The organism is Catenulispora sp. MAP12-49 (genome assembly GCF_041262705.1).
Lineage (GTDB): Bacteria > Actinomycetota > Actinomycetes > Streptomycetales > Catenulisporaceae > Catenulispora.
On the sequence record NZ_JBGCCP010000025.1, the window covers coordinates 83,150 to 109,283 of the forward strand.

Sequence of the window (26,134 nt, forward strand, 5' to 3'; positions counted from 1 at the left end):
GCTGCTGAATCTTTCAATGAATGCCCTGACCTGCACAGAATCTTGTTCGCGACACTTCCCATCCTGCCGACGTATCTTCAACAATGACCGCATGCTGCCCGCCTCCGCACTGCCCGACACCATCGCCGTCCACGCCGGCCGCGACGACCTGGCCGCCCTCGGCGTCCACGTCCCCCCGATCGACCTGTCGACCACCAACCCGCTGCCGAACGTGGGCCTGGGCGGGGACAGCTACGAGGCCCTGGCCGGCGGCGGCACGCCGATCAGCGGCGGCAGCCACGTCTACCAGCGGCTGTGGAACCCGACGACCGCGCGCTTTGAGGAAGCCCTGGCGCGCATGGAGAACACCGAGGCCGCTGTCGCGTTCGCCTCCGGCATGGCCGCGATCACCGCCTGCCTGCTGGCCGCGGCCGCCGAGGGTAAGCGGCACGTCGTGGCCGTCCGGCCGTTGTACGGCGGCAGCGACCACCTGCTGGCCAGCGGCCTGCTCGGCACCGAGGTGACCTGGGCGGCGACCGACGGCATCGCCGCCGCCCGCCGCCCGGACACCGGCCTGGTGATCCTGGAGACCCCGGCCAACCCGACGCTGGAACTGCTCGACCTGGCCCGCGTCGCCGAGCAGTGCGGCGACGTCCCGCTGCTGGTCGACAACACCTTCGCCACGCCGATCCTGCAGAAGCCCGCCGACTTCGGCGCCACCCTGGTCGTGCACAGCGCCACGAAGTACCTCGGCGGCCACGGCGACGTGCTGGCCGGCGCGGTCGCCACCACCCAGGCCTGGGCCGAGCGCCTGCGCCCGGTCCGCGCCATCACCGGCTCGGTGCTGCACCCGCTGTCGTCCTACCTCCTGCACCGCGGCCTGCAGACGCTGCCGCTGCGCATCCGGCACCAGTCCCAGAACGCTGAGAAGCTGGTCGACCGCCTGCTGGCGAACCCGGCGGTGGAACGCGTCTACTACCCGGGCCTGACCGAGTGCGACCCGCAGCACCTCATCGGCCGCCAGATGACCGGCCCCGGCGCGGTGTTCGCCATGTCCGTGCGCGGCGGCTACGACGCGGCGGCGCGCGCGGCGGACTCGGTCCGGCTGATCACCCACGCGGTGTCCCTCGGCGGTGTCGACACCCTGATCCAGCACCCGGCCTCGCTGACCCACCGGCCGGTCGCCGCCGACGCCAAGCCGCACGCCTCGGTGCTGCGGATCTCGGTGGGCCTGGAGGACCCCGAGGACCTGTACGCGGACCTGGAGCGCGCGCTGCGCTCATAGAAGCGTGGGATGGCAGGGGCGCGCGGCTGGCCGTGCTGCCCCTGCTCGAGCAGGAGCTACAACGGGAGGTAGTACGGAAGGACCACCGTGACCTGGGGCTCGACCTGCTGGATCGTCTTCGATGCCTGCCCCTTCGATGCCTGCCCCTGCGGCAGCTGCCCCTTCGACGGCTGATCCGGTGAGGGCCGCAGCCGCTAGCGGTCGGCGGTGAGCGCGGCGAGGAATGTCTCGTGCTGGTCCTCGAGCCAGGCCAGGATCTTCGCGTACCGCATCGGATCGCGCTCGGCGTCGACTTCGGTGAACACCGGGTCGCCGGCGGCCACGCGCGCCTTCATGAACGTCTGCATCACGGTGACAGCCGGTGCGAAGAGCTCCAGCAGCGCTCGGCGGTCCGCGTCGTCGAGCCCGTAGGCGTCGACCAGGATCCGCAACCGGGCCGCGCTGTCCATGCCGTCGAGACCTTCGACCGCCGCGATGGCCTGCGGAACCATCGGTACCCAGTACCACGCGCACATCGCCAGATCCCACAGCGGCCGTCCCGGTGCGGCGAAGTCGAAGTCGATCAAGGCCACCGCCCGACCGTCGCGGAAGACGATGTTCTCCAGGCAGGCGTCGTTGTGGCAGAGCACGAGCCGCTCGGCCTCGCCGGCTCCGGGGTCGGCGAACTCGGTCGGCCACTTCGCGTCGGGGATCGGTACGTCGGCGGTCGCGTCGTGCATCCGCCGCAGCAGTTGTCCTACCGATGTGAGCACGTCCTCACCGCGTGACCACTCGGGGTACGGCGGAATCGCGACGTCGCCGCGCACGAAGCTCAGTACCTCGCGCTCCCCGCTGAGCTCCTTCGGCTCCGGGACGCCGTCGAACCCGGCCTCTTGCAGCGCACGCAGGTAGGTGTGCAGCGCGGCGGCGTGCGGGGGAGCGGGACGCTCGACGGTGTCGCCACGTTTGACGACCTGGCCGTGGTTCGCCAGTCCGCCGCCCAGGATCTGCTCGTCGCTCATGGTTTCTCCGTCTCCCCATCCGTGTCCGTCCAGGCGCCGCGCGCGATCAGCTGCAATATCAGGGCTGCGATGTTCCAGGCGTCGTCGGCGCCGCAGTGGTGTCGGCCCTCCAACGGCAGGTTCGCCACCTCCAGTGCGTGGTGCATCCCGACTCCCTTCGGCCAGCCGTTGGCCAGGGCGAACCGCTGCTTGGTGTTGGTGTGCGCCGAGGAGAAGGGATACCGCACGTCGGCGGCGCCGCACTGCCGTTGGAACTGCTTGCGGTCGTAGTCGCCCCAGCTTGCCCATGTGCGTGAGTCGGCGTAGTGCTCGCGCCGCAGTTGGTCGCAGGCCTGCTCGAAGGTCACACCGGTGTCGACCTGTTCCTGCGTCCATCCCGTGAGCTCGGTGCAGAACCCGCTCACGGTCGAGCGCTGCGGCCGTACGACGATCTGGTGTTTCCCGACCCGCACACGCTCGTGCAGGTCCACGACCGTCAGCCCGATTTCGATGATCTCGGACACCTGGTCCGGCGGCTGTTCGCCGGACCAACAGGTGGCCTCGACGTCGACCACGTTCAGATAGCGTCCATACGTTTCCACGGTCGGCAGGGTAGAGGCGCACAGGCCTTGACCGCCTGTCGATTATCCGACGTAACACCCGGGAAACCGCGCCGTTCTACGCTCCGGGCATGACCGAGTCCATCGTGATCGCCCCGATGACGGCGGCCCACGCCGACGACGTCCTGCGCATCTACCAGCACGGCATCGACGAGGGGAACGCCACCTTCGAGACCGCGGCGCCGAGCTGGGAGGTGTTCGACGCCGGGAAACTGACCGAGCACCGGTTCGTCGCCCTGGACACCGAGGCCGGAGACGCCGCGAAGCCGGTGATCCTCGGCTACGTCGTCGTCTCCGGAATCTCGAAACGCCCCTGCTACGCCGGCGTCGTCGAACTCTCCGTCTACGTGGACCCGGCCGCCCGCGGTCGAGGCATCGGCAACCGTCTGGTCAGCGCGCTCATCGCCTCGACCGAGGAGGCGGGGGTCTGGACCATCAACGCCGGGATCTTCCCCGAGAACACCGCGAGCCTGGCGTTGCACGAACGCCACGGCTTCCGCGTGCTGGGACGCCAGGAACGCATCGGTAAGACGGTCGCCGGCGTGTGGCGCGACGTGCTGCTGTTGGAACGGCGCAGCCCGGTCGTGCAGTAGCTCAATTGTTGTGCGGTATCCGGCCGCGTTCATATGTTCCAGGCGCATGCTGGTCTCACGGATCCGATGTCGAACACGCAGGGATCAGGGGGACACCATGCGTACCATCCGTGCCACCTGTGTCATCCGTGCTACCCGAGCCACCCAGGCCGTGGCAGCCGTCGCGGCGGCCGCGCTGGTCCTCGCGGCGTGCAGCTCCGCCGGGACGGTGACGCAGCGCCCGGCCACCACAGCCCACGACGTGACCTTCACCAGCAGCGGCGACACCCTCTACGGCACGTTCCAACCCGGCACCAGCAAGCAGCACGCGGGCGCAGCTGTCCTGATCATCGCTGGTAGCGGCGCCACCGACCGCAACGGCAACGACGCACAGCTTGCCGAGGGCAACACTTACCAGCGCTTCGCGCAGAGCCTGGCCTCCGACGGCGTCAGCTCCCTGCGGTACGACAAGCTCGGCAGCGGCCAGACGGGCCTGGCCACCCACACCGACGGCCAGGGCATCACGTTCGACCTCTATGCGGACGAGGCCCTGGACGCCTACCGCACGCTGGCCGCGCAGCCCGGTGTGGACCCGCACAAGATGATCATCCTCGGCCACAGCGAAGGCGGCCTGTACGCGCTCTGGCTCGCCCACAAGCTGGCCGGCACCCCCGACGCGCCGCACGCGCTGATCCTGGCCTCCACGGTCGGCATCCGCTTCATCGACCTGCTGGACCGGCAGTACACCGCCGGCTACCAGGCCGCAGCCGCGGCCGGGACGATCACCCCGGCCGCCGCGAACCTGCTCATCCAGCAGCTGAACACCGCCTTCGCGAGCATCCGCGCCGGCCAGGGAGTGACCACGCCGTTGGACGACAAGGGCATCGCGGCGCTGCTGTCGCCGACGAACGTCCCGATCCTGGAGCAGGAAGACCAGCAGGACCCGGCGGCGCTGGCCAGGAGCCTCGGCGCGCACCTGCCGGTGTTGGTCCTACACGGGACCAAGGATTCGCAGGTCAGCGACGTGGACACCGCCCCGCTGCTGACCGCGCTGAAGGAGGACAGCGCCCTCGTCCACGACGAGGTCCCGAACGCCAACCACCTCTACCAGCAGATCAACGGAACACCGAACCCGGTGGCCGACTACGTCAACACCTCGCTGCCCCTGGCGGCGCAGGTTGGACCCGACTTGAAGAAGTTCCTGCAGAAAGCCTTCTAAACGGCTCGCAGGACGTCAGGGAGCAGCCAGTGAGATTCGTCGACATCCAGGTCACTGACACCGGGAACCTGATCAACCCCTTGTCCTACCTGGACCAGCTCTCCGATCTCGCCCCGCGGCTCCCACCCGGCGCCCGCGCCTTCGCCACGGACCCGGACCACTACGACTTCGTCGGCGAGCGTTGCGTCAAGGACCTGACGATCGACACGCTTCGCTTCGGCGCCGACGACGACGGCGCCACCTTCGAGGTCCTCCTGCGCCACAACTGCTGGAAGCACGAGGAGGACCTGCGGATCACCTACCGCGGCCTCAGCGCGCTGAACATGGTCAACGACCCCGAGGACAAGTGGGGCGGGCAGATCGTCGTCCTCGACGAGATCCTGCCCCACGACCTCGGATGCAGCCACGAGATCGCGTGCCACACCGGCACGCTGACCATCGTGTGTGAGGACCTGGAGGCACTCTGGGTTCCGGCGGACTGCTCCGAGCAACGACCGGAGCAAGAACTGGAGCCATGACCGGAGCTACGACCGGAGCTACGACCAGAGCTAGAACCTGAGCAGGGCTGGAACGGCTGCAGGGGTGAGAAATCGCTGGGGCTACTGCCCCGAGCGTCAGCCGGTTTCCAGCGCGTCGGCCCGCCGCTGAAGGTCGGTGGCGATGTCGTCCCAGTCGGGACCGTGCAGCAGCAGACTCACGGCGGCTTCCCGCATCAACGCCGGGTCGTCGGGCCGCTGAAGCAGCAACAGCCGATATGACAGGTTCCGGATCCAGATCGGCAGGTAGCCGTCGGACAACCTCGGGGACAGCTCACGCAGCATGGCCAGGATCGCGTCGGCGCCGGCGAAGGTCAGCTCCTCGACGAAATAGGCGTCCGAGTGCTTGTTCTGCTGGCTGCACTCGGGGGTCGGCCGGTATTCGTCTCCGTAGAGGCATCGGGCGTGCTCGGTCAAGGTGCTGTGCATGTCCGGAGCATACGACTGAGTGATCGACGTGCCTGCACCCTATTCGGATGCGAACACCTGTGTGCCCTCCACGAACGTCCGCAGCACCCGCGCCTCGCCGATCTCACACGCGGGCCCGTCGAACGGATCCCGGTCCAGGACCACCAGGTCGGCGAGCTTTCCGACCTCGATCGAGCCGGTCAGTGCGTCCAACTGGTTCACGTACGCCGAGCCGGCGGTGTACGCGGCGATCGCCTGACCCAACTCCAGCCGCTCATCCGGATAGAACACCTTGCGCCCGGCGAACTCCCGCGCCGACAAGCCCGGCTCCACTCGGTTTACTGCGGTGTGGATGCCCCACAGGGGGTTCGGCGAACTCACCGACCAGTCCGAGCCGGCCGCCAGCGTCGCCCCCGCACGGCTGAGCGAGCCGAACGGGTACTGCCACCCAGCACGCTCCTCGCCCAGGAACGGGATGGTCAGCTCGTCCATCGCCTGCTCGTGCGCCGCCCACAGCGGCTGGATGTTCGCCGTCGCGCCGAGCCGGCGGAACCGGTCGATGTCGTCGGGATGTACGACCTGTAGGTGCGCCAGATGATGGCGGCCGCCGGGGCCGTTCGAGGCCCGCGCCGCCTCCAGCGCGTCCAGCGCGTTGCGGACGGCGCGGTCGCCGAGCGCGTGGAAGTGGACTTGGAAGCCGGCGGCGTCCAGGGCCGTGACGTAGGTGTTGAGCTCGGCCGGGTCGATGAAGTCCAGGCCGGCGTTGTCGGTGGTGCAGCCGCAGCGATCCAGGTAGGGGTCCAGGAGCGCGGCGGTGTGGTTCTCGGCGACGCCGTCGAGCATCATCTTCACCGTGCGGGCCCTGAAACGTCCCGTGCCCGCCGCCGCACGGCGTTCCCGGAACAGCTCCAGCTGTTCCAAGTCGCGATCGCGCTCCCACCACAGCGCCCCTGCGACCCGCGCGGTCAGGGTGCCGCCGGCTTCGGCGTCGAGGTAGGTCTCGAAGACATCGCCGATGCCCAGGCCGGTGCCGACCCACGCGTCCTGCCAGGCGGTGATCCCGAACGAGTGCAGGTACGCCTGGCCGGCCAGCAGGCCGTCGGCCAGTTCCTGCCGCGTGGGGACCGGCAGGTGCCGGTCGACCAGGGCCATCGCGCCTTCCTGGAGGCAGCCGGTGGGCTCGCCGTCGGCGTCGCGCTCGATCCGGCCGTCGAACGGGTCCGGGGTGTCGCGGGTGATCCCGCAGACCTCCAGCGCCTTGCTGTTGACCCACATGCCGTGCGCATCGCGGTTCGGCAGCGCGACCGGCCGGTCCGGGACGACCGCGTCCAGCAGCTGCCTGGTCGGCATGCCACCGGGGAAGGCCCCCATGCTCCATCCGCCGCCGCGGATCCACGGCGCCCGCGGGTTGCGGCGCGCGAAGTCGGCCACGGCGGCGACGTACTCCTCGGCCGTGTGCAGTTCGTGCAGGTCGCACAGGCGCAGGGTGGTACCGCCGAGGACAGGGTGGACGTGCGCGTCCTGGAAGCCGGGCAGCAGGAGCTTGCCAGCCAGGTCCACGACCTCGGTGTCCGGCCCGATCAGGTCTTCGACGACGGTGGGCCGGCCGACTGCGGCGATCCGGCCGTCGGTGACGGCCACCGCACCGGCCCAGGAGCGTGCCGGATCGACGGTGCAGCACGGGCCGCCGGTGAAGACGAGGTCTGCGAACGACGATCGGGTCACCGGTCCTCCAGGGGTGCGTACGGCGCGGCCGGACAGAAGTCGTGGACAAGTACGGACAAGTCTGGGCCGCCGGCAGCGCGGTGCGACATTGGCAACGTGGCTGGTGCTGCCGCCGATTCACGTCACTGTGCCGCCGGACGGCCGAGGAGTTCGAACACACACTCGGATCGCTGTCACTCCTGCCACCTGAGCGGAGTACTGTGACAGCGCTTCTGAAGTGCGGCGTCGAAATACGGGTGTTACCAACGTTGTGGGGATCTGCCCCGTCACCGCATCGATGGAGGAACCTACATGGGACCGAGACTCGCAATATCGGTCGACTGGGGCTCGGGCATCACGAACGCCTGGACCTCGGTCACGCGCATCATCCCGAAGCTGATCGCGTTCGCCGTGATCATGCTCATCGGCTGGCTGATCTGCCGGGCGATCGCCAAGCTGCTGGACGTCGTGCTGCGCCGGATCGGTGTGGAGCGGATGGCCGAGAGGGCCGGCGCGGGCCGGGTCCTGGCGAACTCCAAGTGGGACACCACGACGATCCTGGTCAAGGTCGTCTACTACGGTCTGTTGCTGGTGTTCTTGCAGTTGGCGCTAGGCGTGTTCGGAGCCAACCCGATCAGCACCATGATCCACAGTGTGGTGGCCTGGATCCCCAAGGCGATCGTCGCACTGGTCATCGTCATCGTGGCCATGTGGCTGGCGAACGTGGCCCGCGAGTTCATCTCGAACGTCCTGTCCGCGGCCTCCTACGGCAAGGTGCTGGCCTGGGTGGCGTGGTCGTTCATCGCGTTCATCGGTGCCATCGCCGCGCTGTCGCAGATCGGCGTCGCGAACTTCGTCCTGGGACCGATCCTGAACGCGGTGCTGTTCACCATGGCCGGCATCGCGATCGTCGGCATCGGCGGCGGCATGATCCAGCCCATGCGGTCCCGCTGGGAGCGCATGCTGACCAAGGCAGAGACCGAGACGACCCGGGTGCAGGCCTCGGTGCAGCAGAACGCGCTGGCCTACCAGAAGGGTCGCGCCGACGCCCGCGCCGGGCAGCCCGCGGACACGCAGGGGTCCACGCAGGCGAACACGCCATACGGCCGGGAGCCCGGTACGACCGCGTGACGCGATGAGGCCGGCGAGCAGCCGGCACGGGGAACGCCAGGGTGCGGGTCCGGCGAGATCGGGCCCGAGCCCTGGCGTTTGTCGTTGTAGTTCTGGTTCTAGTGCGGTGACCGGATTGGTCCACCGGCTTCGGGAATAGCTGTCGCAGTTGCCTGCTTTGGTGGGATGGATCGTCTCATCGAGTGGAAAGGCACTGATGGCGGAACGAGTGAAAGCCAGGCGGCTGACCGATCAGGAAGGTCAGCGGCTGTTGCGGATTGTGCGGCGCGGGTCGGCCAGTGCGGTGCGGTATCGGCGGGCGATGATCGTGTTGGCCTCGCCCAGTGGGAACACGGTGCCGGCGATCGCGCGGCTGGTGGCGGCGGACGAGGACACGGTGCGCGATGTGATCCACGCGTTCAACGAGATCGGTCTTCGATGCCTGGACCCTCGGTGGGCGGGCCACCGCGCCCGCCTGCTCAGTGAAGACGAAGAGGACTACGTCGTAGCTGTGGCGAGCAAGCACCCCGGGAAGTCCGGGGCGCCGTTCACCCGCTGGTCGATCCGCAAGCTGGCCGCGCACCTCGCCGCTGACCCGGTCCGCCCGATCCGGATCGGGCGTGAGACGCTGCGCACGCTGCTGTCCCGGCGCGGGGTCACCTTCCAGCGCACGCGTACCTGGAAGGAGTCCCCGGACCCGCACAAGGAAGCCAAGCTTGCCGCGATCGAAGACGCGCTGGAGCACCACGCCGAGGCGACGTTCGCCTTCGACGAGTTCGGGCCGCTGGGCATCCGCCCGGTGGCCGGGGCCGGCTGGGCCCGGGCCGGGCATCCGTGGCGGTTGCCGGCCACCTATCACCGCACGCACGGGGTGACCTACTTCCACGGCTGCTACAGCGTCGGGGCCGACCGGCTGTGGGGGATCAACCGGCGCCGCAAGGGCGCGGTCAACACCCTGCTCGCGCTCAAGAGCATCCGGCGGACGCGACCGGCCGACCAGCAGATCTTCATCATCTTGGACAACCTGTCGGCGCATAAGAACAAGGACATCCGCACCTGGGCCGCCGCGAACCAGGTCACGCTGTTGTTCACTCCGACGTACGCCTCCTGGGCCAACCCGATCGAGGCGCAGTTCGGGCCGCTGCGGCAGTTCACCATGGCCCACTCCCACCGCTCCCACCACGCCGAGCAGACCCGCGACCTGCACGCCTACCTGACCTGGCGCAACGCCCACAGCCGCCACCCCGACGTGATCGCCGCCCAGCGCCGCGAACGCGCCCGGGTCCGCAGCGAGAAGGGACTGCGCTGGGGAGGACGCGCCCGAGGCGACCTCGCCCTGGCCGCATGACAACACATGAACCGGCGAACCAATCCGGTCACCGCACTAGCTCTGGTTCTAGCTCTGGATGTAGTTCTAGTTGTAGTTCAGGCTCTAGTCCTGGTTCTAGCTCTGGTCGTAGCTGTGGCTGTGCGGTCAGCGGGTGCCCTGGTCGGCCAGGGCCGGCGAGGCGGTCGGTGCGGCGCCAGGACTCGGCGCCTTGCGCAGCGGCACTTCCTTGATCGCCAGCGCGGCCACGAACGCCACCGCGCAGACCAGGCCCGCGATCAGGAAGATCAGGTGCGAGCCGTTCGCGACGCCCTGCGCGGCCGAGGCCTCATGGCTCACTTGCCGGTTGTACAGCGAGCCGAACACCGCCACGCCGATCGACCCTCCCACCGTGCGGAACAGGTTCAGGCTCGCCGAGGCGGCACCCATGTCGCGCATCTCGACGCTGTTCTGCGCGATGGTCGTGACCATCTGCATCTGCCCGCCGAGACCGATCCCGACGATCGCCATGTACAGACTCGTGGTGGTACGGGAGGTGGTCGGGTCCATGGTCGACAGCAGGATCAGCCCCACGGCCATCAAGGCCGCGCCGAGGACCGGGAAGATCTTGTAGCGGCCGGTCGCCGACATGTAGCGCCCGCCGAGCTGGGACACGATGACGATCGGGATCATCATCGGCAGCAGGAGCAGCCCGGAGCTGGTCGCCGTGGCGTGCTGCACGCTCTGTTGGAACAGCGGGAGGTAGAGCGAGGCGCCGAACATGACCACGCCCGAAGCGGTGATCAGGGCGATCGCGAGCGGGAAGTTCCGCTGGCCGGTGAACACCCGCGGCGGCAGGACCGGCTCGGTGCAGCGGCGCTCGACCGTGATGAAGGCGCCGATGCCGGCCACCGCGAGCGCGAACAGCCCGATCACCTGCCACGACGCCCACGAGTACGTGGTGCCGGCCCAGTTGGCGGCCAGCGTGACGGAGGTGATCACCAGGGTCAGCAGGCTGATGCCGGCCCAGTCGATCCGCGCCCGTCGGCGTACCAGGGGGAGATCGAGCATGACCTGGCACCAGACCAGTGCCAGCAGGCCCAGCGGCAGGTTCAGGTAGAACGCCCACCGCCAGCCGAAGTGCCCGGTGACGAACCCGCCGAGCAGCGGCCCGCCGATGGTGCCGATCGCCATGACCGAGGCGGTCATGCCCTGGTAGCGGCCGCGCTCCCGTGGTGGGACGAGGGCGGCGATGAGGGCGAAGGCGCCCGCGCCGATTCCGCCGGCGCCGATGCCCTGGAAGGCGCGCGCCGCGATCAGCCAGCTCATCGACTGCGCGGCGCCGGACAAGGCGGAGCCGGCCAGGAACAGGACGATCGAGACCAGGTAGACGTGCTTGCGGCCGTACAGGTCGCCGAGTTTGCCGCAGACCGGGGTGGCGGCGGCGGTGGCCAGGGTGTAGGCGACGACAACCCACGACAGGTGGTCGAACCCTCCCAGCTCGCGGACGATCGTCGGCATCGAGGTGCCCACGACCGTGTTGTCGAGCATGGAGAGCAGCATCGCGAGCATGACGCCGAGCAGGGCCCAGCGCACGTGGCGTGGGGCGGCGGCGGGGGACGGAGCAGGGGTGGTGGACATGGCCTCAGAAAAGCACACTCGATTCAAAAGTGCAACGAGTCAACTTTGCCACTGGGTTCACCATGGCTCTAGGATGGAGTCATGACCGGCAGTGAAGCGGAATCCCAGCAACCCGGACGGCGCGAGCGGAAGAAGGCGGCCACCCGCCAGGCCATCGCCGACGCCGCGCTGGCCCTGTTCCTGGAGCGTGGCTACGACCAGGTGTCGATCCGGGAGATCGCGGACGCCGCCGACGTCTCCACGACGACGCTGTTCAAGCACTTCAGTGGCAAGGAGGCACTGGTCTTCGACGAGGACGCGCAGATCGAGGCCCAGCTGGTCGCCGCGGTGCGCGAACGGGCTGCGGGCACGTCCATCCTGGAGGCACTGCGCGCACTGACCCTGGAACGTCTGAAATTCCCCACCGAGGACGAGGGCTTCGCGGCGTACACCCGCCTGGTCGAGGACACGCCGGTGCTGCGCGAGTACTGGCACCGGATGTGGATGCGCCACGAGGGGGCGCTCGCGACGGCGATCGCCGTCGAGGTCGGGGCGGCGCCGGAGGACGCCGCGTGCGCTGTTCTTGCGCACTTCGCGCTGGAGACCGCCTCGCTGGCGCGGGCCAGTAAGGACCCGAAGGGCACGGTCGAGGTGGCGTTCGCCGTGCTGGAGAAGGGGTGGCACGGGATCGGCGAGATCGGTGGTGTCAGCGAGTCCGGTTCCCGCTCCGGATCGGGGTCGAAGGGCTAACCTTCACCGTCGTGGCACAGGCAGAACGGGTGCCCGGCCGGGTCGAAGAGCACCTGGACGTTCTCCTGCGGCTGGTGCGTGGCGGGCGTGGCGCCCAACTCGATTGCTTCGGCCACGGCCTCATCCAGGTCGCCCACCTGGAAGTCGAGATGCATCATCGGCCGTTGCTCGCCCTCGGCCGGCGGCCACACTGGCGGGCGGTACCCCTCGGCGTGCTGGAAGACGAAGTACGGGCCCTCCGGCGAGGAGGCGACGATGGCGGCACCGGGCTCCTCGTGGACGGTGGGCCATCCCAGCAGCGCGGAGTAGAAGCGGGCCAGGGCGGCGGGGTCGGGTGCCTCGATCGCAGTGCCCCACCACATGCCCGCGCGTCGGGATCGCATGTTTGATCCTGTCCGATCAGGCCCTCGCTTGGCTACCGGTGAGCCGCCGGGCCGGCCTCAGAAGGCCAGCAGGTCCTGCTCGCGCACCAGCCAGCAGATGGCGGTCAGGCGCAGGGTGGCGAAGTCGTACCCGACCGGCTCTTCCCAGCCGGTCTCGGTCAGGACGTCCTTGAAGCCGAGCACGTAGTCGCTCAGGTCCTCGCGCGCGACGGTGCGCTGCTTGGGGACGAGGACTTCGGAGGTGTCCATGCTGAGCGTGTCGCAGACCGCCGCCGCGTGCTGGTCGATCGCCGCGAGCAGGCCGGGATCGAACGCGAACTCGGCCAGGCGCGACATGAACGCGGCCACCACGCCCGCCAGCGGGGAGGCCAGCGGGGGCGCGTCGTCGTACGGCGGGAAATCCATGCGTTGACGGTAAAGTGCCAGCTCATCGCACGTCAAAGGGGACTTTACTGGGTGATCGAGCGGGTGCCGACGGTAGCTGGAATCAGCGGTTTCACCCCGGCACCCGCAGTGAGTCGGGCGACCTCAGGCGTCTTCGGTGGTGTCCTTGGCCGAGACGGCTTCCTTCGCGGGCTCGTCGGCCGGTTCCACAGTCGATTCCGCTGTCGGTTCCGCAGCTGGTTCCCCAGCCGGTTCCGTGTCTGACTCCTTCGCAGGCTCCTCGGCCTCGACGGCCGTGGCCTTTGCCGGTTCCGCAACCGGAGTCTTCGGCGGTTCCGCGGCTTGTGCCTTTGCCGGCTCCTCAGCCTGGGGCTCCGCCGGCTCGGCAACGGTTTCCGGCTTGGCAGCCGCTTCCTCGGCCGGGTTCTCGCCGCGCCCGCGCGCGTCCATCTCCGCCGCCTGCTCCAGCGTCGGCGCGGTGCCGCCGAGGTGTGCCGGCAGCCACCACGACTCCTCGGGGCCGGAGGGCTTGTCCGGGTAGTTCGCCTGCGCCTCGTCGAGCAGGGCGCTCAGCCGCGCGTGCAGCTCGGCGGTCAGCTCGTTCGAGTTCTGGCCCTTCTTCGGGTACATCGGCTCGCCGACCAGCACGGTGATCGGCAGGTGCCGCTGCCACAGCCGCTTGGGCCGGCCCTTGGTCCACATCCGCTGCGTGCCCCACAGCACCACCGGGATCAGCGGCACGTTGGCGGCCTGCGCCATGCGCACGGCGCCGTTCTTCAGGTCCTTGATCATGAAGGACCTGCTGATCGTGGCCTCGCCGAACACGCCGACGATTTCGCCGGACTTCAGGTAGTCCAGCGCCTGGCGGTAGGAGGACAGACCGGCCTCGCGGTCCACCGGGATGTGGCGCATGCCCCGCATCAGCGGCCCGGAGATCTTGTTGTCGAAGACCTCCTTCTTGGCCATGAACCGCACCTTGCGCTTGGCCGGCAAAGCCGCGGCCCCGGCGAAGATGAAGTCCAGGTAGCTGATGTGGTTGCTGGCCAACACCGCCCCGCCGCTGCGCGGGATCCGGTCGGCCCCGTGCACGTCGACCTTCAGGTCGAGCGCTCGGAAAGCACCCTTCATAGCCCGGATCACCGGGGGATAAACGTATTCGCGTTCGGCCACAGGAGGACCCTAACCTACTTCACCGTAAGTTACCGATCCCCGCTGAGGCGGCGGGACTTACCGCGACCCGCTGGAACCGGTATTTGGAATGATGGGGAAACGTGAGCGACGGAAACGCAGTGCTGAAGCCCGGAACGACCATCACCGTGCGCCTGCTGAAGGCGCCGCGGCCGGACGTCGAGTACCCGGCCGAGGTCCGGCACGACGACGGTGAGCACGTCGTGGTCGTCGCGCCCTGGTTCGGCGACGCCCCGCGTGACATGGGGTTCGCCGTGTTCGCGCCGGGTGACGTCTGGACCGAGCACTACTGGCGGTCCCGCTGGTACTCCATCAAGGAGGTCCGCACCGGGACCGGCAAGATCAAGGGCTGGTACTGCGACGTCACCCGTCCCACCACCGTGTTCGCCGACTCCGCCGACGGTCCGCGCCTGGAGGTCGCCGACCTCGACCTGGACCTGTGGCTGTCCTGCGACCACACGCAGATCCTGCGCCTGGACGAGGACGAGTTCGAGGACAGCGGGCTGCGCGAGCGGGAGCCGGAGACGGCCGGGCAGGCCGAGGCCTCGCTGGACGAGCTGGAGGCTATGGCTCACTGCGGCGGGTTCGCGGCGGTTCTGGCCTGGTGACCGGCTGACCGGTGGCCTGCTGATCCGGGGACTTGATGCTGACCACGCCGCTGTCCAGGTCGATCGGACCGCGGTGCGGGTCGCCCTCACCCTCCTCGTCGCGGGTCCACTCCTGCCGGTTCCGTTCGTCCTCGACGTGGCGCCGGCTCGGGACGAACATGTCGAAGAAAACGCTCATGATCGGTCAACGCACGACACGCCCGGGACGTTCCTGGCCGCGACACGCCGAATCGTGCGGCCGACTGGGTGAATCATTCGCATTCTGACTTGCCTGAACTATTCGCCCCGAATCATCCTGGTGCCTCCACATTCCTGAGGGGACAGGAGAAAGGGGGCGCCACCATGGCTCCGCGAACCACCGACCTCGATTTTCTCAACGGCAGAGAACTTGCTGCCCGCGGCTGGACTCCGGCGATGATCCGTGACTTCCTCGGCAGTCCGGACCACTTCGAGTACATCCCACGCTTCCGGAACGCCGCTCCGATGCTGCAGTTCGCCCTCGCGCGCGTCTTGGCCGCCGAGCGCACGGCGAAATGGGCGGCGCGCCTGGAACTGGCCGCTCAACGATCGGCGGCCGCCCGCAGAGCGGCGGACCGGCGCCGCGAGGAGATGATCAGCCTCGTGGCCGACGAAATGCCGATCCCCGATCTGGGCCCGGACGTGCTGACCGACCGCGCCGTCCGACACGGCGAGCCCCGCGACGCGATCGGCGCGGGCAAGGCCGATCACAAAACCCTGAATCGCTGGAAGGTGAACTACCTGCAGTACGACCTGATCCGATTCGACGAGAAGATCGAGGGCATGTTCGGCCAGATCGGGCGTGCCGCAGCCGTGAAGTCACTCCGAAGGCGCGCGCTACAGAAAATCGGCGCGGCGTATCCGGACCTGTTGTGGGAGTGTCAACGACAGCTTCGGTTCAGCGAGCGGCGGCAGTGAAGACGACGGGGGAGGCGCAGATGGGCTACACCATCCGCGAGTACGGGCCCGGAGACGAGGGGTCCTGGCTGCGATGCCGGGTCCTGTCCTTCCTGAGCACCGCCTACTTCGACGACGTGTGGCGCGCCAGACCGCGCATCGAGGCCCCGGGCTTCGAGCTCGTCGCCGTCGACGAGGAGGGGACGACGGCTGCGATCCTGGACGTCGCGGTCGACGGCGAACTGGCGACCATAGAGACCGTCGCGGTCCATCCCGACCACCAGCGCCGCGGTCTGGGCCGGGCGCTGCTCGCCGAGGCGGCCGCCCGCGCCGCCGCGGCGTCGGCGGCCACCCTCGACGCCTGGACGCGCGACGATCCGGACACCCTGGCCTGGTACCGCGCCATGGGCTTCGCCGAGAGCGACCACTACCTGCATGTCTACGCCAACCTCTACACCGATGCCGGGGAACCGAGGCGAGCCGTCCCGCAGCCCCGGCCCGGCCTGAACCCGGTGATCCTCCTCCTGCATGCCAAGCTCGCCGACGAGCAGCGCATGCGCGAGGAGTTCACCCGGGTCCACGTCTGCCGGCGCTTCGCCAAGCCGCTGGCGCGGTAGAACTCGCGCCTATGCCCGGTACAGCTCGCGCCCGATGATCGTCCGCTGCACCTCGGAGGCACCCTCGTAGATCCGCGGCGCGCGAACCTCCCGGTACAGGTGCTCCAGCAGGTGGCCGTGGCGGAGGGCGACGGCGCCGTGGATCTGCACGGCCGCGTCCACGACGAACTGCGCGGTCTCCGTCGCGAACAGCTTCGCCATGGCCGAGCGGCCGGCGATGCGCTTCTCGCCGCTGTCGTAGGCCTCGGCGGCGCTGTAGACGAGCAGGCGCGCGGCCTCGATGCGGGTGGCCATCTCGGCCAGATTGTGCGAGACGGCCTGCAGGTCCTTCAGGAGGCCGCCGAAGGCTTCGCGCTGCCCGGCGTGGGCAATCGAGGCGTCCACGGCGGCCTGGGCCATGCCGACGGCGAAGGCGCCGACGCTGGGGCGGAACAGGTCCAGGGTGCGCATCGCGACGCGGAAGCCCTGGTCGACCTCGCCGAGCAGGTCGGCGCGGGTGACCGGGACGGCGTTGAAGGTGACCCGGCCGATGGGGTGCGGAGAGATCATGTCCAGGTGCTCGCCGCCCAGGCCCGGGCGGTCGGCCGGGACCAGGAACGCCGTGACGCCGCGCGAGCCCGCCTCGGGGGTCGTGCGGGCGAAGACGCTGTAGAAGTCGGCCTCGGGCGCGTTGGAGATCCAGATCTTCTCACCGCTCAGCGTCCAGCCGTCGGCCGTGGGTGTCGCGGCCAGGGACAGGGACGCCGCGTCCGAGCCGCTGCCCGGCTCCGACAGCGCAAAGGCTGCGACCGCTTCGCCGGCCACCACCTTCGGCAGCCAGTGCGCGATCTGTTCCTCGGTCCCGCTCTGCACTACGGGATACGTGCCGAGTCCTTGTAGCGCGAGCGCGGTCTCGGCTTCGGTCGACACCTGCGCGAGCGACTCCCGCAGCAGGCACAGGTCCAGGGCCGCGGCCTCGGCGCGGCCGTCGGTGCCGCCGGGGAACAGGCGGGCCAACAGTCCGTGCCGGCCCATGGCGGCGAGCAGGGGGCGGTTGACGTGGCCGGGGGCGCCGGCCTCGGCCAACGGGGCGAGGTCGGTCTCGGCGAGGGTGCGGACCTGGGCGCAGAAAGCTGACTGGGCCGGGGTCAGGCGGAACTGGGAGCCGGATTCCATACGAGTCAATGTAACAAAATCTTGACTGCCGTCACAGAAGCCGTACGCTGGAGCCGTCGAGCCCGGCCCTGCCTTTGCCGCACCCGCTGTAAGCCAGCCCAGCCAGCCCCACGGAGTCCTGGAGGACCCGATGGACCTGCTTCCGTCAGCGCACGTCGACAGCTTCGCCCGCGACCGCCTGCCCGTCGCGGACCGGTGGCCCGAGCTGCGCTTCGACCTTGGCGGACTGCACTACCCCGACCGGCTCAACTGCGCCGGGCACCTGCTCGACAGCGCGATCGCCAGGTTCGGGCCGGACCGCAGGTGTCTCATCTCCGATGCCAAGACGTCCGATGTACAGACCTCCGATACCCAGACCTGGACCTACGGCGACCTGGACCGGCACAGCGACCAGATCGCGCACGTCCTGACCTCCGAGCTCGGTGTCGTGCCCGGGAACCGCGTCCTGATCTGCGGCCCGAACAGCCCCTGGACCGTGGCGTGCTGGTTCGGCGTGCTCAAGGCCGGCGGCGTGGTGGTGACGGTCGTACCTCTGCTGCGCAGCGAGGAGATCGCGACCGTCGCCGAGATCGCCCAGGTGAGCGTGGCGCTGTGCGCGCCCGGGTGCGACGAGCAGGCCGCCGGGGCCGGTGTGGCCGGCATGCAGGTCGTGACGGTCGGCGGGAAGGGGCCCGAGGACCTCATCGAGCGGTGCTCCCGGGTCGCCGGCTTGCCCGAGTTCGAACCGGTGCAGACATCGCAGGACGACGTCGCGATGATCGCCTTCACCTCGGGCACGACCGGCCGGCCCAAGGGCTGCCTGCACTTCCACCGCGACGTCCTGGCGATCGCCGACACCTTTGCCAAGCACGTCCTCAAGGCCGAACCCGACGACATCTTCACCGGCAGCCCGCCCCTGGGCTTCACCTTCGGGCTCGGCGGCCTGGTCATCTTCCCGCTCCACGTCGGGGCCTCCACGGTGCTGTTGGAGCGTGGCAGCCCCGAGGCGCTGCTCGCGGCGGTCGACAAGCACGGTGTCAGCGTCCTGTTCACGGCGCCGACCGCCTACCGGGCCATGCTGGCGATGCTCGACGACGGCGCGTCCGGCGGCGACAACCGGCTTCGCACGCTGCGCCGCTGCGTGTCGGCGGGGGAGGCGCTGCCGGGGGAGACCTGGCGGGCCTGGCACGCCGCGACCGGCGTCAAGATCATCGACGGCATCGGCGCCACGGAACTGCTGCACATCTTCATCTCGGCCGCCGACGACGACATCCGCCCCGGCTCCACCGGACGTCCGGTGCCCGGCTGGGAGGCCGCGATCCTGGACGCCGAAGGCCACCCGGTGCCCGACGGCGAACCGGGATTGCTGGCCGTGCGTGGCCCGGTCGGCTGCCGGTACCTGGCCGACGAGCGGCAGACCACGTACGTGCGCCACGGCTGGAACTACACCGGGGACACCTACATCCGCGACGAGGACGGGTACTTCTGGTACCAGGCCCGGTCGGACGACATGATCATCTCCTCCGGGTACAACATCGCCGGCCCCGAGGTGGAGAACGCGTTGCTGCGGCATCCGTCGGTGCTGGAAGCCGGCGTCATCGGCATGCCGGACCCGGATCGCGGGCAGCTGGTGACGGCCTTCGTGGTCCTGGGGCCGGAGGTGCCGACCGGGGAGGCCACCGTCAAGGAGCTGCAGGAATTCGTGAAGGCGAGGATCGCCCCGTACAAGTACCCGCGCGCCGTGCACTTCGTACCGGCGCTGCCCAGGACCAACACCGGCAAGCTCCAGCGGTTCAAGCTCCGAGATCTGCTCTGAGCCCGGACGGGTGGCACGGTATGTTGCCGCTGTGCCGCCCGAGCCCGCCGAGACCGCGACCACCGCCGCCAGGAGGAAACCGCAGCCAGTGAGCGCACCGTCGAAGGCCGAAGGGCCGGCGCCCGAGGCCACCGCCATGAAGGCGCCGACGCCCCGGTCGCTGATCGTGTCGTTCTTCGGCGCCTACGGCCGCGAGCTCGGCGGCTGGATAGCGGTCGCGGACCTGGTGACCCTGCTGGGCCGGCTCGGTGTAGACGCCCCGGCAGTCCGCTCGGCGGTATCCCGGCAGAAGCAGCGCGGCTTCCTGCAAGCCCACCAGGCCGGCGGCGTCGCGGGCTACTCCCTGTCGGCGGATGCCGAGGAGATCCTGGCCGACGGCGACCGCCGTATCTACCTGCGCCAGGACGTGCAGCTGTCCGACGGCTGGGTCCTGGCCGTGTTCTCGGTCCCGGAGACCGAACGCCACCGGCGCCACCTGCTGCGCTCGCGCCTGTCCCGCCTTGGCTTCGGCGCCACGGCACCGGGCGTGTGGATCGCACCGTCGCACCTGGCGGAGGAGGCGCGCCACACGCTGGAGCGGCTGGAGTTGGCCCCGTACGTGGACCTGTTCCACGCCGACTACCTGGCCTACGCCGATCTGCGCGACGCGGCGGCGCGCTGGTGGGACCTCGGAGCGGTGCAGGCCGGGTACGCGGAGTTCTCCGAGCAATTCCTTAAGACGACCTCGGATGCGGACTCGTCCGATGACGCCGACGCGTTCGCGACGTACCTGCTCGCCCTGGACGCGTGGCGCCGGATGCCGTACCGCGACCCCGGCCTGCCTCCGGAGCTGCTGCCGGAGGACTGGCAGGGCGCGCGGGCCGCCGACATCTTCTTCGGGCTGCACGACCGGCTGCGTGCTCGTGGGTTGAGCTACGTGAAGAGCGTCGTGTCGAGGTAGTACCGAAGGACCGTCAGCGCCTCCTCGCCGGTGCGCTGGCCGCCCAGGACGCTGGAACCCAGGCCGTTGACCATGGCTAGCAGTCCCGCCGCGGCCATTTCAGGGTTCGTGTCTGCGTTGATCTCGCCGGTCTCCTGTGCTGCCCGGACCTGCTTGGCGAGGAAGCCTTCCAGGACGGCCGGCTGGGCCGCGCCGTGCTTCTCCAGGACGTCGGGATCGCTGAGGACCAGGGTGTAGTAGCCGTTGTAGGTCCGGGCGATGCGGCTGCTCTCGGCGTCGGTCGGGACGATGCACGACAGGATCGCGGTGATCACCGAGCGCGGGGTCGGCGGGGTGCCGGCGGCGGCGATCCAGGTGTTCATGCGGGCCTGGAGCTGGCTTTGGAGCCGCACTAGGGCGTCCAGCAGCAGCGCTTCTTTGGTCGTGAAGTAGTACTGCACCAGGCGCAGGGACACGCCCGCCTCGGCCGCGACCGCGCGCATGCTCGCCGATTGCAGCCCTTGGGTGTCGGCGATGCGCAGCAGCGCCTCGGCGATCTGGGTTCTGCGTTCCTCGTGGTCGACGCGGGCGGTCATGGTGTGACCTCTCTCTCGTGGTACACCCGTATCATGTCATGATACATATGTATCATGACAGTCAGCCAGTTCAAGGACGCGAAGGCCGCTGAGCGCTTCCACACCACCTATGAGCAGCTTCTCGACAAGCTGTGGCCGGCTTCCCGGACCGTGCTGGACGTGCCGACCCGCTTCGGGACCACCCGCGTAGTGTGCACCGGCCCTGAGACGGGCGAAACGCTCGTCCTGCTGCCCGCGTCCGGTGGGAATGCCCTGATGTGGCACCGGTATGTCGAAGAACTGAGCCGAGACCACTGCGTCTACGCGGTCGACACCGTCGGCGAGCCGGGCGCCAGCGTGCAGACCGAGCCGATCGCCGACGGCCGGGACGCGGCGGCCTGGCTGGACGAGGTGCTGACCGGCCTGGAGGCGACGGACGCGCACATCGTCGGGTGCTCATACGGCGGCTGGATCGCGCTGAAGCACCAGATCGACCACCCGGGCCGCGTCGCGCGCCTCACCCTGGTGGATCCGGCGGGCTTCGCCGAGGTCGGGTGGCGGTTCTACCGCTGGGTGATTTTCGGGGGACTGGCCGGGCTGGCACCGCGTCCGCTACGGCCCTGGCTGTCGCGCAGGGTCCACAACAGCGCCATCCTCGACGCCGACCTCATGGCACTGATGCGCGTGTCGGTGGGCTTCCGTCGCAGGCTCCCGAAGACCGACGTGTTCACCGACGAGGAACTGCGGGGGATTCAGGTACCGGCGCAGTTCCTGCTCGGCGCGCGTAGCGCGATCCATCACTCCGGGCAGGTCGCCGAGCGGATCGGAGAGTTGATTCCGTCGGCGCGCGTCGAGGTGGTACCGGGAAGCGGGCATGCGCTGTCCACCGACGAGCCCGAGCTGGTGATCGACCGTATCGTCAACGCCGCAGCGCTCGGCGGCGCCGCAGGAAGTCGCACGCCAGCTTCGTGAAGGCGTAGGTGGCAAGGCTGGCCAGGACGGTCTCGGAGACGCCGTCGATGACGACGGGTCCGTCGCCGTCGAGCCCGTGGATGCCGCCGTCGACGTTGATCGCGGGCAGTCGGTCCCCGACGGAGAGGTTGGCGGTCATGGTGTCGATCAATACGCCGTGGCGGTCCGCGGTGGCGTTGGCCGACACGAAGTCGCCTCTGGAGGAACAACTCTTGAAACAGCTCACCTCGGTCACGGTGAACGTGCCGTAGGAACCCTGCCCACGGTGGGCTTTCCAGTCCAGAGGTGGTGAGTGGGCGACTAGGAGAATCCAGCCGGCGGTCGCCGCTGCCGCGAGCACGCTCATACCGATCAGAAACAGAGGGCTTCGTCTGCGGATCAGACGGTACGAGTCGGGTCCACGACCGGTGCTGCGTGCGGTGGTGCAGTCGGCCACGATGCGGTCGGCCTCGGTGTGGAAGCCGGCGCTGTCGGAACCGGACAGGTTCGGGGCTCCTAGGTGCCAACGGTGGGAGTACGCATCGTGGACTGTCACTTTGCCCCAGTCGCTCCGGTTGGAGGAGGACCGCTCGACGGTGATCTTCGTGACGTGGGTCCACCGCACGTCGTGCTTCTCGATCCACCAGCGGCTGCGCAGCCCTTTGGAGTCGACCTCGGTGTAGGCGTAGACCGTGCCGAACCAGGCGGCGATCGGGAGCGGTAGGACGGTCGGGATCGCCGAGGGGAGAGAGCCGTCGTTGGCGGCGATGACACCTGCGAGCACACCGGCGATCACGATCGCCAGCGTGACAGCTCCGACCTGCCGTCTCCGGTCCGAGCGCTTGGTCTGGGCCGGGGTCGCGGAGACTTCCATCGCAGAATCGTGACGCGCTCGCGGCCGGGTCGGCAATACCGTCCCGGCCGCGCTGTGCTCGGGGATTACCCTCCCGGCCGCCACCGGGCGTGCGCCGTCTCGCCGACGCCCTCCCGGATCAGCTCCAGCCGTGGCCGAGGACCGTCCGTCCGGCCTGAGGCCGGCTTGCGCGCGCCGGCGCGGAACGGTGCCGGCCACGCTGCGCCGGGGCCGTTGTACTCCTGCTCGATGCCGGCGTGCAGGGTCCACTGTGGGTCGTACAGGTGCGTGCGGCCCAGGGCGCACAGGTCTGCGCGGCCGGCGAGCAGGATCGAGTTCACGTCGTCGTAGGAGGAGATGGCTCCCACGGCGATGGTGGCGATGCCTGCTTCGTGGCGGATGCGGTCGGCGTACGGGGTCTGGTAGGAGCGTCCGTATTCGGGCTTCTCGGCGTGGGTGACCTGGCCGGTGGAGACGTCGATGGCGTCGGCGCCGCGGGCGGCGAAGGCCTTGGCGATCTCCACTGATTCCGCGCCGTCCACGCCGCCGGGGGCCCAGTCGGTCGCCGAGACGCGGACCGTCATCGGGCGCTCGGACGGCCATACGGCGCGCACCGCGTCGAACACCTCAAGGGGGAAGCGCAGGCGGTTCTCCAGCGAGCCGCCGTACTCGTCGGTGCGCTGGTTGGCCAGCGGCGACAGGAAGCTGGACAGCAGGTAGCCGTGGGCGCAGTGCAGTTCCAGCAGGTCGAAGCCGGCTCGGGCGCCTCGTTCGGCCGCGGCGGCGAACTCGGCCTTGATCGCGTCGAGCTCGGTGGTGGAGAGCTCGTGCGGGACCTGGTTCACACCGGGCTTGTACGGCAGCGGCGAGGGTCCGACCACCGGCCAGTTGCCCTCCGCCAGCGGCTCGTCGATGCCCTCCCACATCAGCTTCGTCGAGCCCTTGCGGCCCGAGTGGCCGAGTTGAAGGCCGATCGCCGCGGTCGACTGCGCGTGGACGAAGTCCACGATCCGGCGCCAGCCCGCCTCCTGCTCCTCGGTGTACATCCCGGTGCAGCCCGGGGTGATGCGGCCGGTGGCCGAGACGCAGACCATCTCAGTCATCACCAGTCCGGCGCCGCCGAGGGCTTTGGAGCCCAGGTGGACGAGGTGGAAGTCGTTCGGCATGCCGTCGCCGCGGGCCGAGTACATGTCCATCGGGGAGACGATCACGCGGTTCTTCAGTGTCAGCTCCCGGAGGTGGAACGGGCGGAACATCGGGGGAGTGCTGTCGCCGTTCACCTCCGCCACGAACTCCGGGTCGCGCAGCTTCAGATTGTCGTACGTGACCCGGCGTGAGCGGGTGAGGAGGTTGAACGCGAACTGCAACGGCTCCTGGTCGGTGTACCGGCCCAGGTCCTCGAACCAGCGCAGGGAGGCCGCCGCGGCGCGCTGGGTGGATGCGACCACCGGGCGGCGCTCGGCCTCGTACGCGGCCAGGGCCGAGGCGGTGTCCGGGTTCTCGTGCAGGCACGCCGCCAGGGCCAGCGCGTCCTCCATGGCCAGCTTCGTGCCGGAGCCGATGGAGAAGTGCGCGGTGTGGGCGGCGTCGCCGAGCAGCACGATGTTGTCGTGCGACCAGCGCGCGGTGGTGACGGTCGCGAAGCTGAGCCAGCGCGAGTTGTTGGCGATCAGCCGGTGGCCGCCGAGCATGTCGGCGAAGATCTCGGCGATCTGGGCGATGCTCTCGTGGTCGCTCTCGCCGGGGGCGAAGTCGCGGGCCGCGAGGCGGTCGAAGCCGGCCGCGCGCCAGACCCGCTCGTGCATCTCCACGATGAAGGTCGAGCCGTGCGCGTCGTAGGGGTAGCCGTGGACCTGCATGACGCCGTACGGCGTCGGCTGGACCTGGAAGCGGAAGGCGTCGAAGACCAGGTCCGTGCCGAGCCACATGTAGCGGCAGTCGTGGGTGCTGACGGAGGGCCGGAAGGCGTCGGCGTACTTGGTGCGGATCGCCGAGTTCACACCGTCGGCGGCGACCACGAGGTCGTACTCGGCGGCCAGCTGCTCGGTCGGCGGGGCCGTGGTGAGGTAGCGCACGGCGATGCCCAGGTCGGCGCAGCGCCGCTGGAGCATCTGCAGCAGCCGGACCCGGCTCAGGGCCGCGAAGCCGTGGCCGCCGGAGGTCACGACCTTGCCGCGGTAGTGCACGTCGATGTCGTCCCAGCGGGCGAACTCGGCGGCCATCGCCTCGTGGATCCGGCGGTCGGCGTGCTCGATGCCGCCGAGGGTCTCGTCGGAGAAGACCACGCCGAAGCCGAAGGTGTCGTCGGCGGCGTTGCGCTCCCAGACGTCGACGGTCGCCGCCGGGTCCAGCTGCTTGGCCAGCGCCGCGAAGTACAGCCCGCCCGGGCCGCCGCCGACGACCGCGATCCGCCTGGCCGCCCCGGAGCTCACGGCACCACCGCGACGCCGGTCAGCTCCACCAGCGCCGCCGGGTCGAACAGGCCCTTGACCTCGAAGAAGGCCATCGCGGGGTAGTGCTTGCCGAGGTGGCGGCGCCAGATGGCGCCGAGTTCCTTCAGGTCCGCGCGGTACTGCTCGGCGTCGGTGGCGAAGACGGTGACGGTCACCAGGTGCTCGGGCTTGGCGCCGGCGGCGGCCAGCGTCGTGGCCATGTTGGCCAGCGCCAGGTCGAACTGCTCGACGAGGGTGGCCTTCGGGTCGACCGTGCCGTCGGGGTGGATCCCGGCCTGGCCGCCGAGGTAGACCGTGCGGCCGCCGGCTGCGGCCACGGCGTGGGAGAAGCCGATGGCCGGGGCCAGCTCCGGCGGGTTCACCAGCTCGTGCGGGGTCGGCTGCGGGGACGTCGGCTGCGTGCTCATCGGCCCTCCCACTTCGGCGTCTCCTTGGCGTTGAACGCCCGGTGGAACTCGGCGTGGTCGCGGGTGTTCATCAGCAGCGCCTGGACTGCGGCGTCCATCTCCAGCGACGGCGACAGGCCCATGTCCAGCTCGCGGGTCAGCAGCATCTTGGTCTGGGCGTAGGCCAGGGCCGGGCCGTCGGCCAGCCGGCGGGCCAGTGCGGCGGTCGCGGCCACCAGGTCGTCGTCCTCGACCAGCTCGCTGACCAGGCCGTACCTGTCGGCCTCCGGGGCCTTGACGGTGTCGCCGAGCATCAGGAGCTTGGTGGCGTTGCCCAGCCCGACGATCCGCGGCAGCAGGTAGGCCGCGCCCATGTCGGAGCCGGACAGCCCGACCTTGGTGAACAGGAACGCGAAGCGCGCCGAGCGGGCCACGATCCGGAAGTCGGCGGCCAGGGCCAGCACCGAGCCGGCGCCGGCGGCGATGCCGTGGATCGAGGCGATCACCGGGATCGGGACCTCGCGGATCGCGCGGACCACGTCCCCGGTCATGCGCGTGAACGCCAGGTGCTCGTCCGGGCGCATCTTCAGCAGCTCGCCGATGATCTCGTTGACGTCCCCGCCCGAGCAGAAGCCCGGGCCCTCCCCGCGCAGCACCAGCACCCGGGTGTCGCCGCGGTGCGGCAGCTCGGCGAGCAGGTCGCGCAGGTCGGCGTAGGCCTCGAAGGTCAAGGCATTGATCTTGTCGGGACGGTTGAGGGTCACGGTCGTGACTCCGTCGGCGTGCTCGACGCCGAAGTGGTCCCACTTGTCGGTGAACGGGACCGAACCCCGGAACGGGCTCATCGGTGTCCTCCCGGTGTT

At 69.6% G+C, this 26,134-nt stretch carries 27 protein-coding genes and 1 pseudogene; 13 read left to right on the plus strand and 15 right to left on the minus strand.

Features of this window, described 5'->3' with window-relative positions; all coding sequences use genetic code 11:
* Nucleotides 1-91: 91 nt before the first annotated feature.
* Nucleotides 92-1,264 (plus strand): PLP-dependent aspartate aminotransferase family protein, encoded by a 1,173-nt coding sequence (locus tag ABIA35_RS34700; RefSeq protein ID WP_370343933.1) that lies wholly within the window; start codon nt 92-94, stop codon nt 1,262-1,264.
* A 194-nt stretch (nt 1,265-1,458) separates the two neighbouring features.
* Here ABIA35_RS34700 and ABIA35_RS34705 read toward each other — a convergent pair whose 3' ends face one another.
* Complete coding sequence (locus ABIA35_RS34705; RefSeq protein WP_370343932.1) at nt 1,459-2,265, minus strand: phosphotransferase enzyme family protein; 807 nt, start codon at nt 2,263-2,265, stop codon at nt 1,459-1,461.
* On the minus strand, nt 2,262-2,846 hold the full coding sequence (locus ABIA35_RS34710) for an exonuclease domain-containing protein (protein WP_370343931.1): 585 nt from the start codon (nt 2,844-2,846) through the stop codon (nt 2,262-2,264). The genes ABIA35_RS34705 and ABIA35_RS34710 overlap by 4 nt, the downstream gene beginning before the upstream one ends.
* An 89-nt stretch (nt 2,847-2,935) precedes the next feature.
* Here ABIA35_RS34710 and ABIA35_RS34715 point away from each other — a divergent pair, with 89 nt between their 5' ends.
* From ABIA35_RS34715 to ABIA35_RS34725, 3 genes are all read left to right on the plus strand, one after another.
* A complete protein-coding gene (locus tag ABIA35_RS34715; RefSeq protein ID WP_370343930.1) occupies nt 2,936-3,457 on the plus strand; it encodes an N-acetyltransferase family protein in 522 nt (173 codons plus the stop codon).
* A 97-nt stretch (nt 3,458-3,554) separates the two neighbouring features.
* Entirely contained in the window at nt 3,555-4,655 is a 1,101-nt protein-coding gene (locus ABIA35_RS34720) for an alpha/beta hydrolase family protein (RefSeq protein ID WP_370343928.1), read from the plus strand.
* A gap of 29 nt (nt 4,656-4,684) precedes the next feature.
* The gene (locus ABIA35_RS34725; protein WP_370343927.1) at nt 4,685-5,173 is read left to right on the plus strand and encodes a hypothetical protein; all 489 of its coding nucleotides are present in this window, start codon (nt 4,685-4,687) and stop codon (nt 5,171-5,173) included.
* Between the two features lie 96 nt (nt 5,174-5,269).
* Here ABIA35_RS34725 and ABIA35_RS34730 read toward each other — a convergent pair whose 3' ends face one another.
* Both ABIA35_RS34730 and ABIA35_RS34735 read right to left on the minus strand, forming a co-directional pair.
* Nucleotides 5,270-5,620, minus strand: coding sequence for a hypothetical protein (locus ABIA35_RS34730; RefSeq protein ID WP_370343926.1), 351 nt, complete (start codon nt 5,618-5,620; stop codon nt 5,270-5,272).
* A 39-nt stretch (nt 5,621-5,659) separates the two neighbouring features.
* Complete coding sequence (locus ABIA35_RS34735; RefSeq protein ID WP_370343925.1) at nt 5,660-7,324, minus strand: amidohydrolase; 1,665 nt, start codon at nt 7,322-7,324, stop codon at nt 5,660-5,662.
* Between the two features lie 291 nt (nt 7,325-7,615).
* Between ABIA35_RS34735 and ABIA35_RS34740 the strand changes: the two genes are divergently transcribed.
* Both ABIA35_RS34740 and ABIA35_RS34745 read left to right on the plus strand, forming a co-directional pair.
* Nucleotides 7,616-8,434, plus strand: a complete 819-nt coding sequence (locus ABIA35_RS34740) for a hypothetical protein (protein ID WP_370343924.1) — start codon at nt 7,616-7,618, stop codon at nt 8,432-8,434.
* A 196-nt stretch (nt 8,435-8,630) separates the two neighbouring features.
* A complete protein-coding gene (locus ABIA35_RS34745) occupies nt 8,631-9,761 on the plus strand; it encodes an IS630 family transposase (protein WP_370343923.1) in 1,131 nt (376 codons plus the stop codon).
* Between the two features lie 126 nt (nt 9,762-9,887).
* Here ABIA35_RS34745 and ABIA35_RS34750 read toward each other — a convergent pair whose 3' ends face one another.
* Nucleotides 9,888-11,360: an MDR family MFS transporter gene (locus ABIA35_RS34750; RefSeq protein ID WP_370360789.1), complete on the minus strand. Its 1,473-nt coding sequence runs from the start codon at nt 11,358-11,360 to the stop codon at nt 9,888-9,890.
* Nucleotides 11,361-11,441: 81 nt separating this feature from the next.
* Between ABIA35_RS34750 and ABIA35_RS34755 the strand changes: the two genes are divergently transcribed.
* Nucleotides 11,442-12,089 carry a TetR/AcrR family transcriptional regulator gene (locus ABIA35_RS34755; RefSeq protein WP_370343921.1) on the plus strand — a complete coding sequence of 216 codons (648 nt, stop codon included), beginning with the start codon at nt 11,442-11,444 and terminating at the stop codon, nt 12,087-12,089.
* Here the strand turns inward: ABIA35_RS34755 and ABIA35_RS34760 are convergent.
* The 3 genes and pseudogenes from ABIA35_RS34760 to ABIA35_RS34770 form a co-directional block, all read right to left on the minus strand.
* Nucleotides 12,086-12,472 (minus strand): VOC family protein, encoded by a 387-nt coding sequence (locus ABIA35_RS34760; RefSeq protein ID WP_370343920.1) that lies wholly within the window; start codon nt 12,470-12,472, stop codon nt 12,086-12,088. The genes ABIA35_RS34755 and ABIA35_RS34760 overlap by 4 nt on opposite strands.
* 57 nt (nt 12,473-12,529) lie before the next feature.
* On the minus strand, nt 12,530-12,877 hold the full coding sequence (locus tag ABIA35_RS34765; RefSeq protein ID WP_370343919.1) for a DUF6401 family natural product biosynthesis protein: 348 nt from the start codon (nt 12,875-12,877) through the stop codon (nt 12,530-12,532).
* Between the two features lie 417 nt (nt 12,878-13,294).
* Nucleotides 13,295-13,984, minus strand: a pseudogene (locus ABIA35_RS34770) (lysophospholipid acyltransferase family protein); the annotation flags it as partial.
* Between the two features lie 143 nt (nt 13,985-14,127).
* On the opposite strand from ABIA35_RS34770, the gene ABIA35_RS34775 reads away from it, so the two are divergent.
* On the plus strand, nt 14,128-14,652 hold the full coding sequence (locus ABIA35_RS34775) for a DUF402 domain-containing protein (protein ID WP_370343918.1): 525 nt from the start codon (nt 14,128-14,130) through the stop codon (nt 14,650-14,652).
* Here ABIA35_RS34775 and ABIA35_RS34780 read toward each other — a convergent pair.
* Nucleotides 14,609-14,830 (minus strand): DUF6191 domain-containing protein, encoded by a 222-nt coding sequence (locus ABIA35_RS34780; RefSeq protein WP_370360790.1) that lies wholly within the window; start codon nt 14,828-14,830, stop codon nt 14,609-14,611. The two genes, ABIA35_RS34775 and ABIA35_RS34780, sit on opposite strands and share 44 nt — an antisense overlap.
* 89 nt (nt 14,831-14,919) lie before the next feature.
* Between ABIA35_RS34780 and ABIA35_RS34785 the strand changes: the two genes are divergently transcribed.
* A complete protein-coding gene (locus ABIA35_RS34785) occupies nt 14,920-15,588 on the plus strand; it encodes a hypothetical protein (protein WP_370360791.1) in 669 nt (222 codons plus the stop codon).
* 20 nt (nt 15,589-15,608) lie between these two features.
* Nucleotides 15,609-16,184, plus strand: coding sequence for a GNAT family N-acetyltransferase (locus ABIA35_RS34790; protein ID WP_370360792.1), 576 nt, complete (start codon nt 15,609-15,611; stop codon nt 16,182-16,184).
* Nucleotides 16,185-16,193: 9 nt separating this feature from the next.
* Here ABIA35_RS34790 and ABIA35_RS34795 read toward each other — a convergent pair whose 3' ends face one another.
* A complete protein-coding gene (locus tag ABIA35_RS34795) occupies nt 16,194-17,339 on the minus strand; it encodes an acyl-CoA dehydrogenase family protein (RefSeq protein ID WP_370360793.1) in 1,146 nt (381 codons plus the stop codon).
* A gap of 130 nt (nt 17,340-17,469) precedes the next feature.
* Between ABIA35_RS34795 and ABIA35_RS34800 the strand changes: the two genes are divergently transcribed.
* On the plus strand, nt 17,470-19,134 hold the full coding sequence (locus tag ABIA35_RS34800) for an AMP-binding protein (protein WP_370360794.1): 1,665 nt from the start codon (nt 17,470-17,472) through the stop codon (nt 19,132-19,134).
* Nucleotides 19,135-19,270: 136 nt separating this feature from the next.
* Complete coding sequence (locus tag ABIA35_RS34805) at nt 19,271-20,074, plus strand: PaaX family transcriptional regulator C-terminal domain-containing protein (protein WP_370360825.1); 804 nt, start codon at nt 19,271-19,273, stop codon at nt 20,072-20,074.
* Here ABIA35_RS34805 and ABIA35_RS34810 read toward each other — a convergent pair.
* Nucleotides 20,047-20,649, minus strand: coding sequence for a TetR/AcrR family transcriptional regulator (locus ABIA35_RS34810; protein WP_370360795.1), 603 nt, complete (start codon nt 20,647-20,649; stop codon nt 20,047-20,049). The genes ABIA35_RS34805 and ABIA35_RS34810 overlap by 28 nt on opposite strands.
* A gap of 54 nt (nt 20,650-20,703) precedes the next feature.
* Here ABIA35_RS34810 and ABIA35_RS34815 point away from each other — a divergent pair, with 54 nt between their 5' ends.
* Entirely contained in the window at nt 20,704-21,600 is an 897-nt protein-coding gene (locus tag ABIA35_RS34815; RefSeq protein WP_370360796.1) for an alpha/beta fold hydrolase, read from the plus strand.
* On the opposite strand, the gene ABIA35_RS34820 is transcribed toward ABIA35_RS34815, so the two are convergent.
* The 4 genes from ABIA35_RS34820 to ABIA35_RS34835 form a co-directional block, all read right to left on the minus strand.
* Nucleotides 21,548-22,453, minus strand: coding sequence for a hypothetical protein (locus ABIA35_RS34820; protein WP_370343909.1), 906 nt, complete (start codon nt 22,451-22,453; stop codon nt 21,548-21,550). The two genes, ABIA35_RS34815 and ABIA35_RS34820, sit on opposite strands and share 53 nt — an antisense overlap.
* 65 nt (nt 22,454-22,518) lie before the next feature.
* Complete coding sequence (locus ABIA35_RS34825) at nt 22,519-24,864, minus strand: bifunctional salicylyl-CoA 5-hydroxylase/oxidoreductase (RefSeq protein ID WP_370343908.1); 2,346 nt, start codon at nt 24,862-24,864, stop codon at nt 22,519-22,521.
* Nucleotides 24,861-25,292, minus strand: a complete 432-nt coding sequence (locus ABIA35_RS34830; protein WP_370343907.1) for a RidA family protein — start codon at nt 25,290-25,292, stop codon at nt 24,861-24,863. The genes ABIA35_RS34825 and ABIA35_RS34830 overlap by 4 nt, the downstream gene beginning before the upstream one ends.
* Complete coding sequence (locus ABIA35_RS34835; RefSeq protein WP_370343906.1) at nt 25,289-26,116, minus strand: enoyl-CoA hydratase family protein; 828 nt, start codon at nt 26,114-26,116, stop codon at nt 25,289-25,291. Before ABIA35_RS34835 ends, ABIA35_RS34830 begins: the two co-directional genes overlap by 4 nt.
* Nucleotides 26,117-26,134 lie beyond the last annotated feature (18 nt).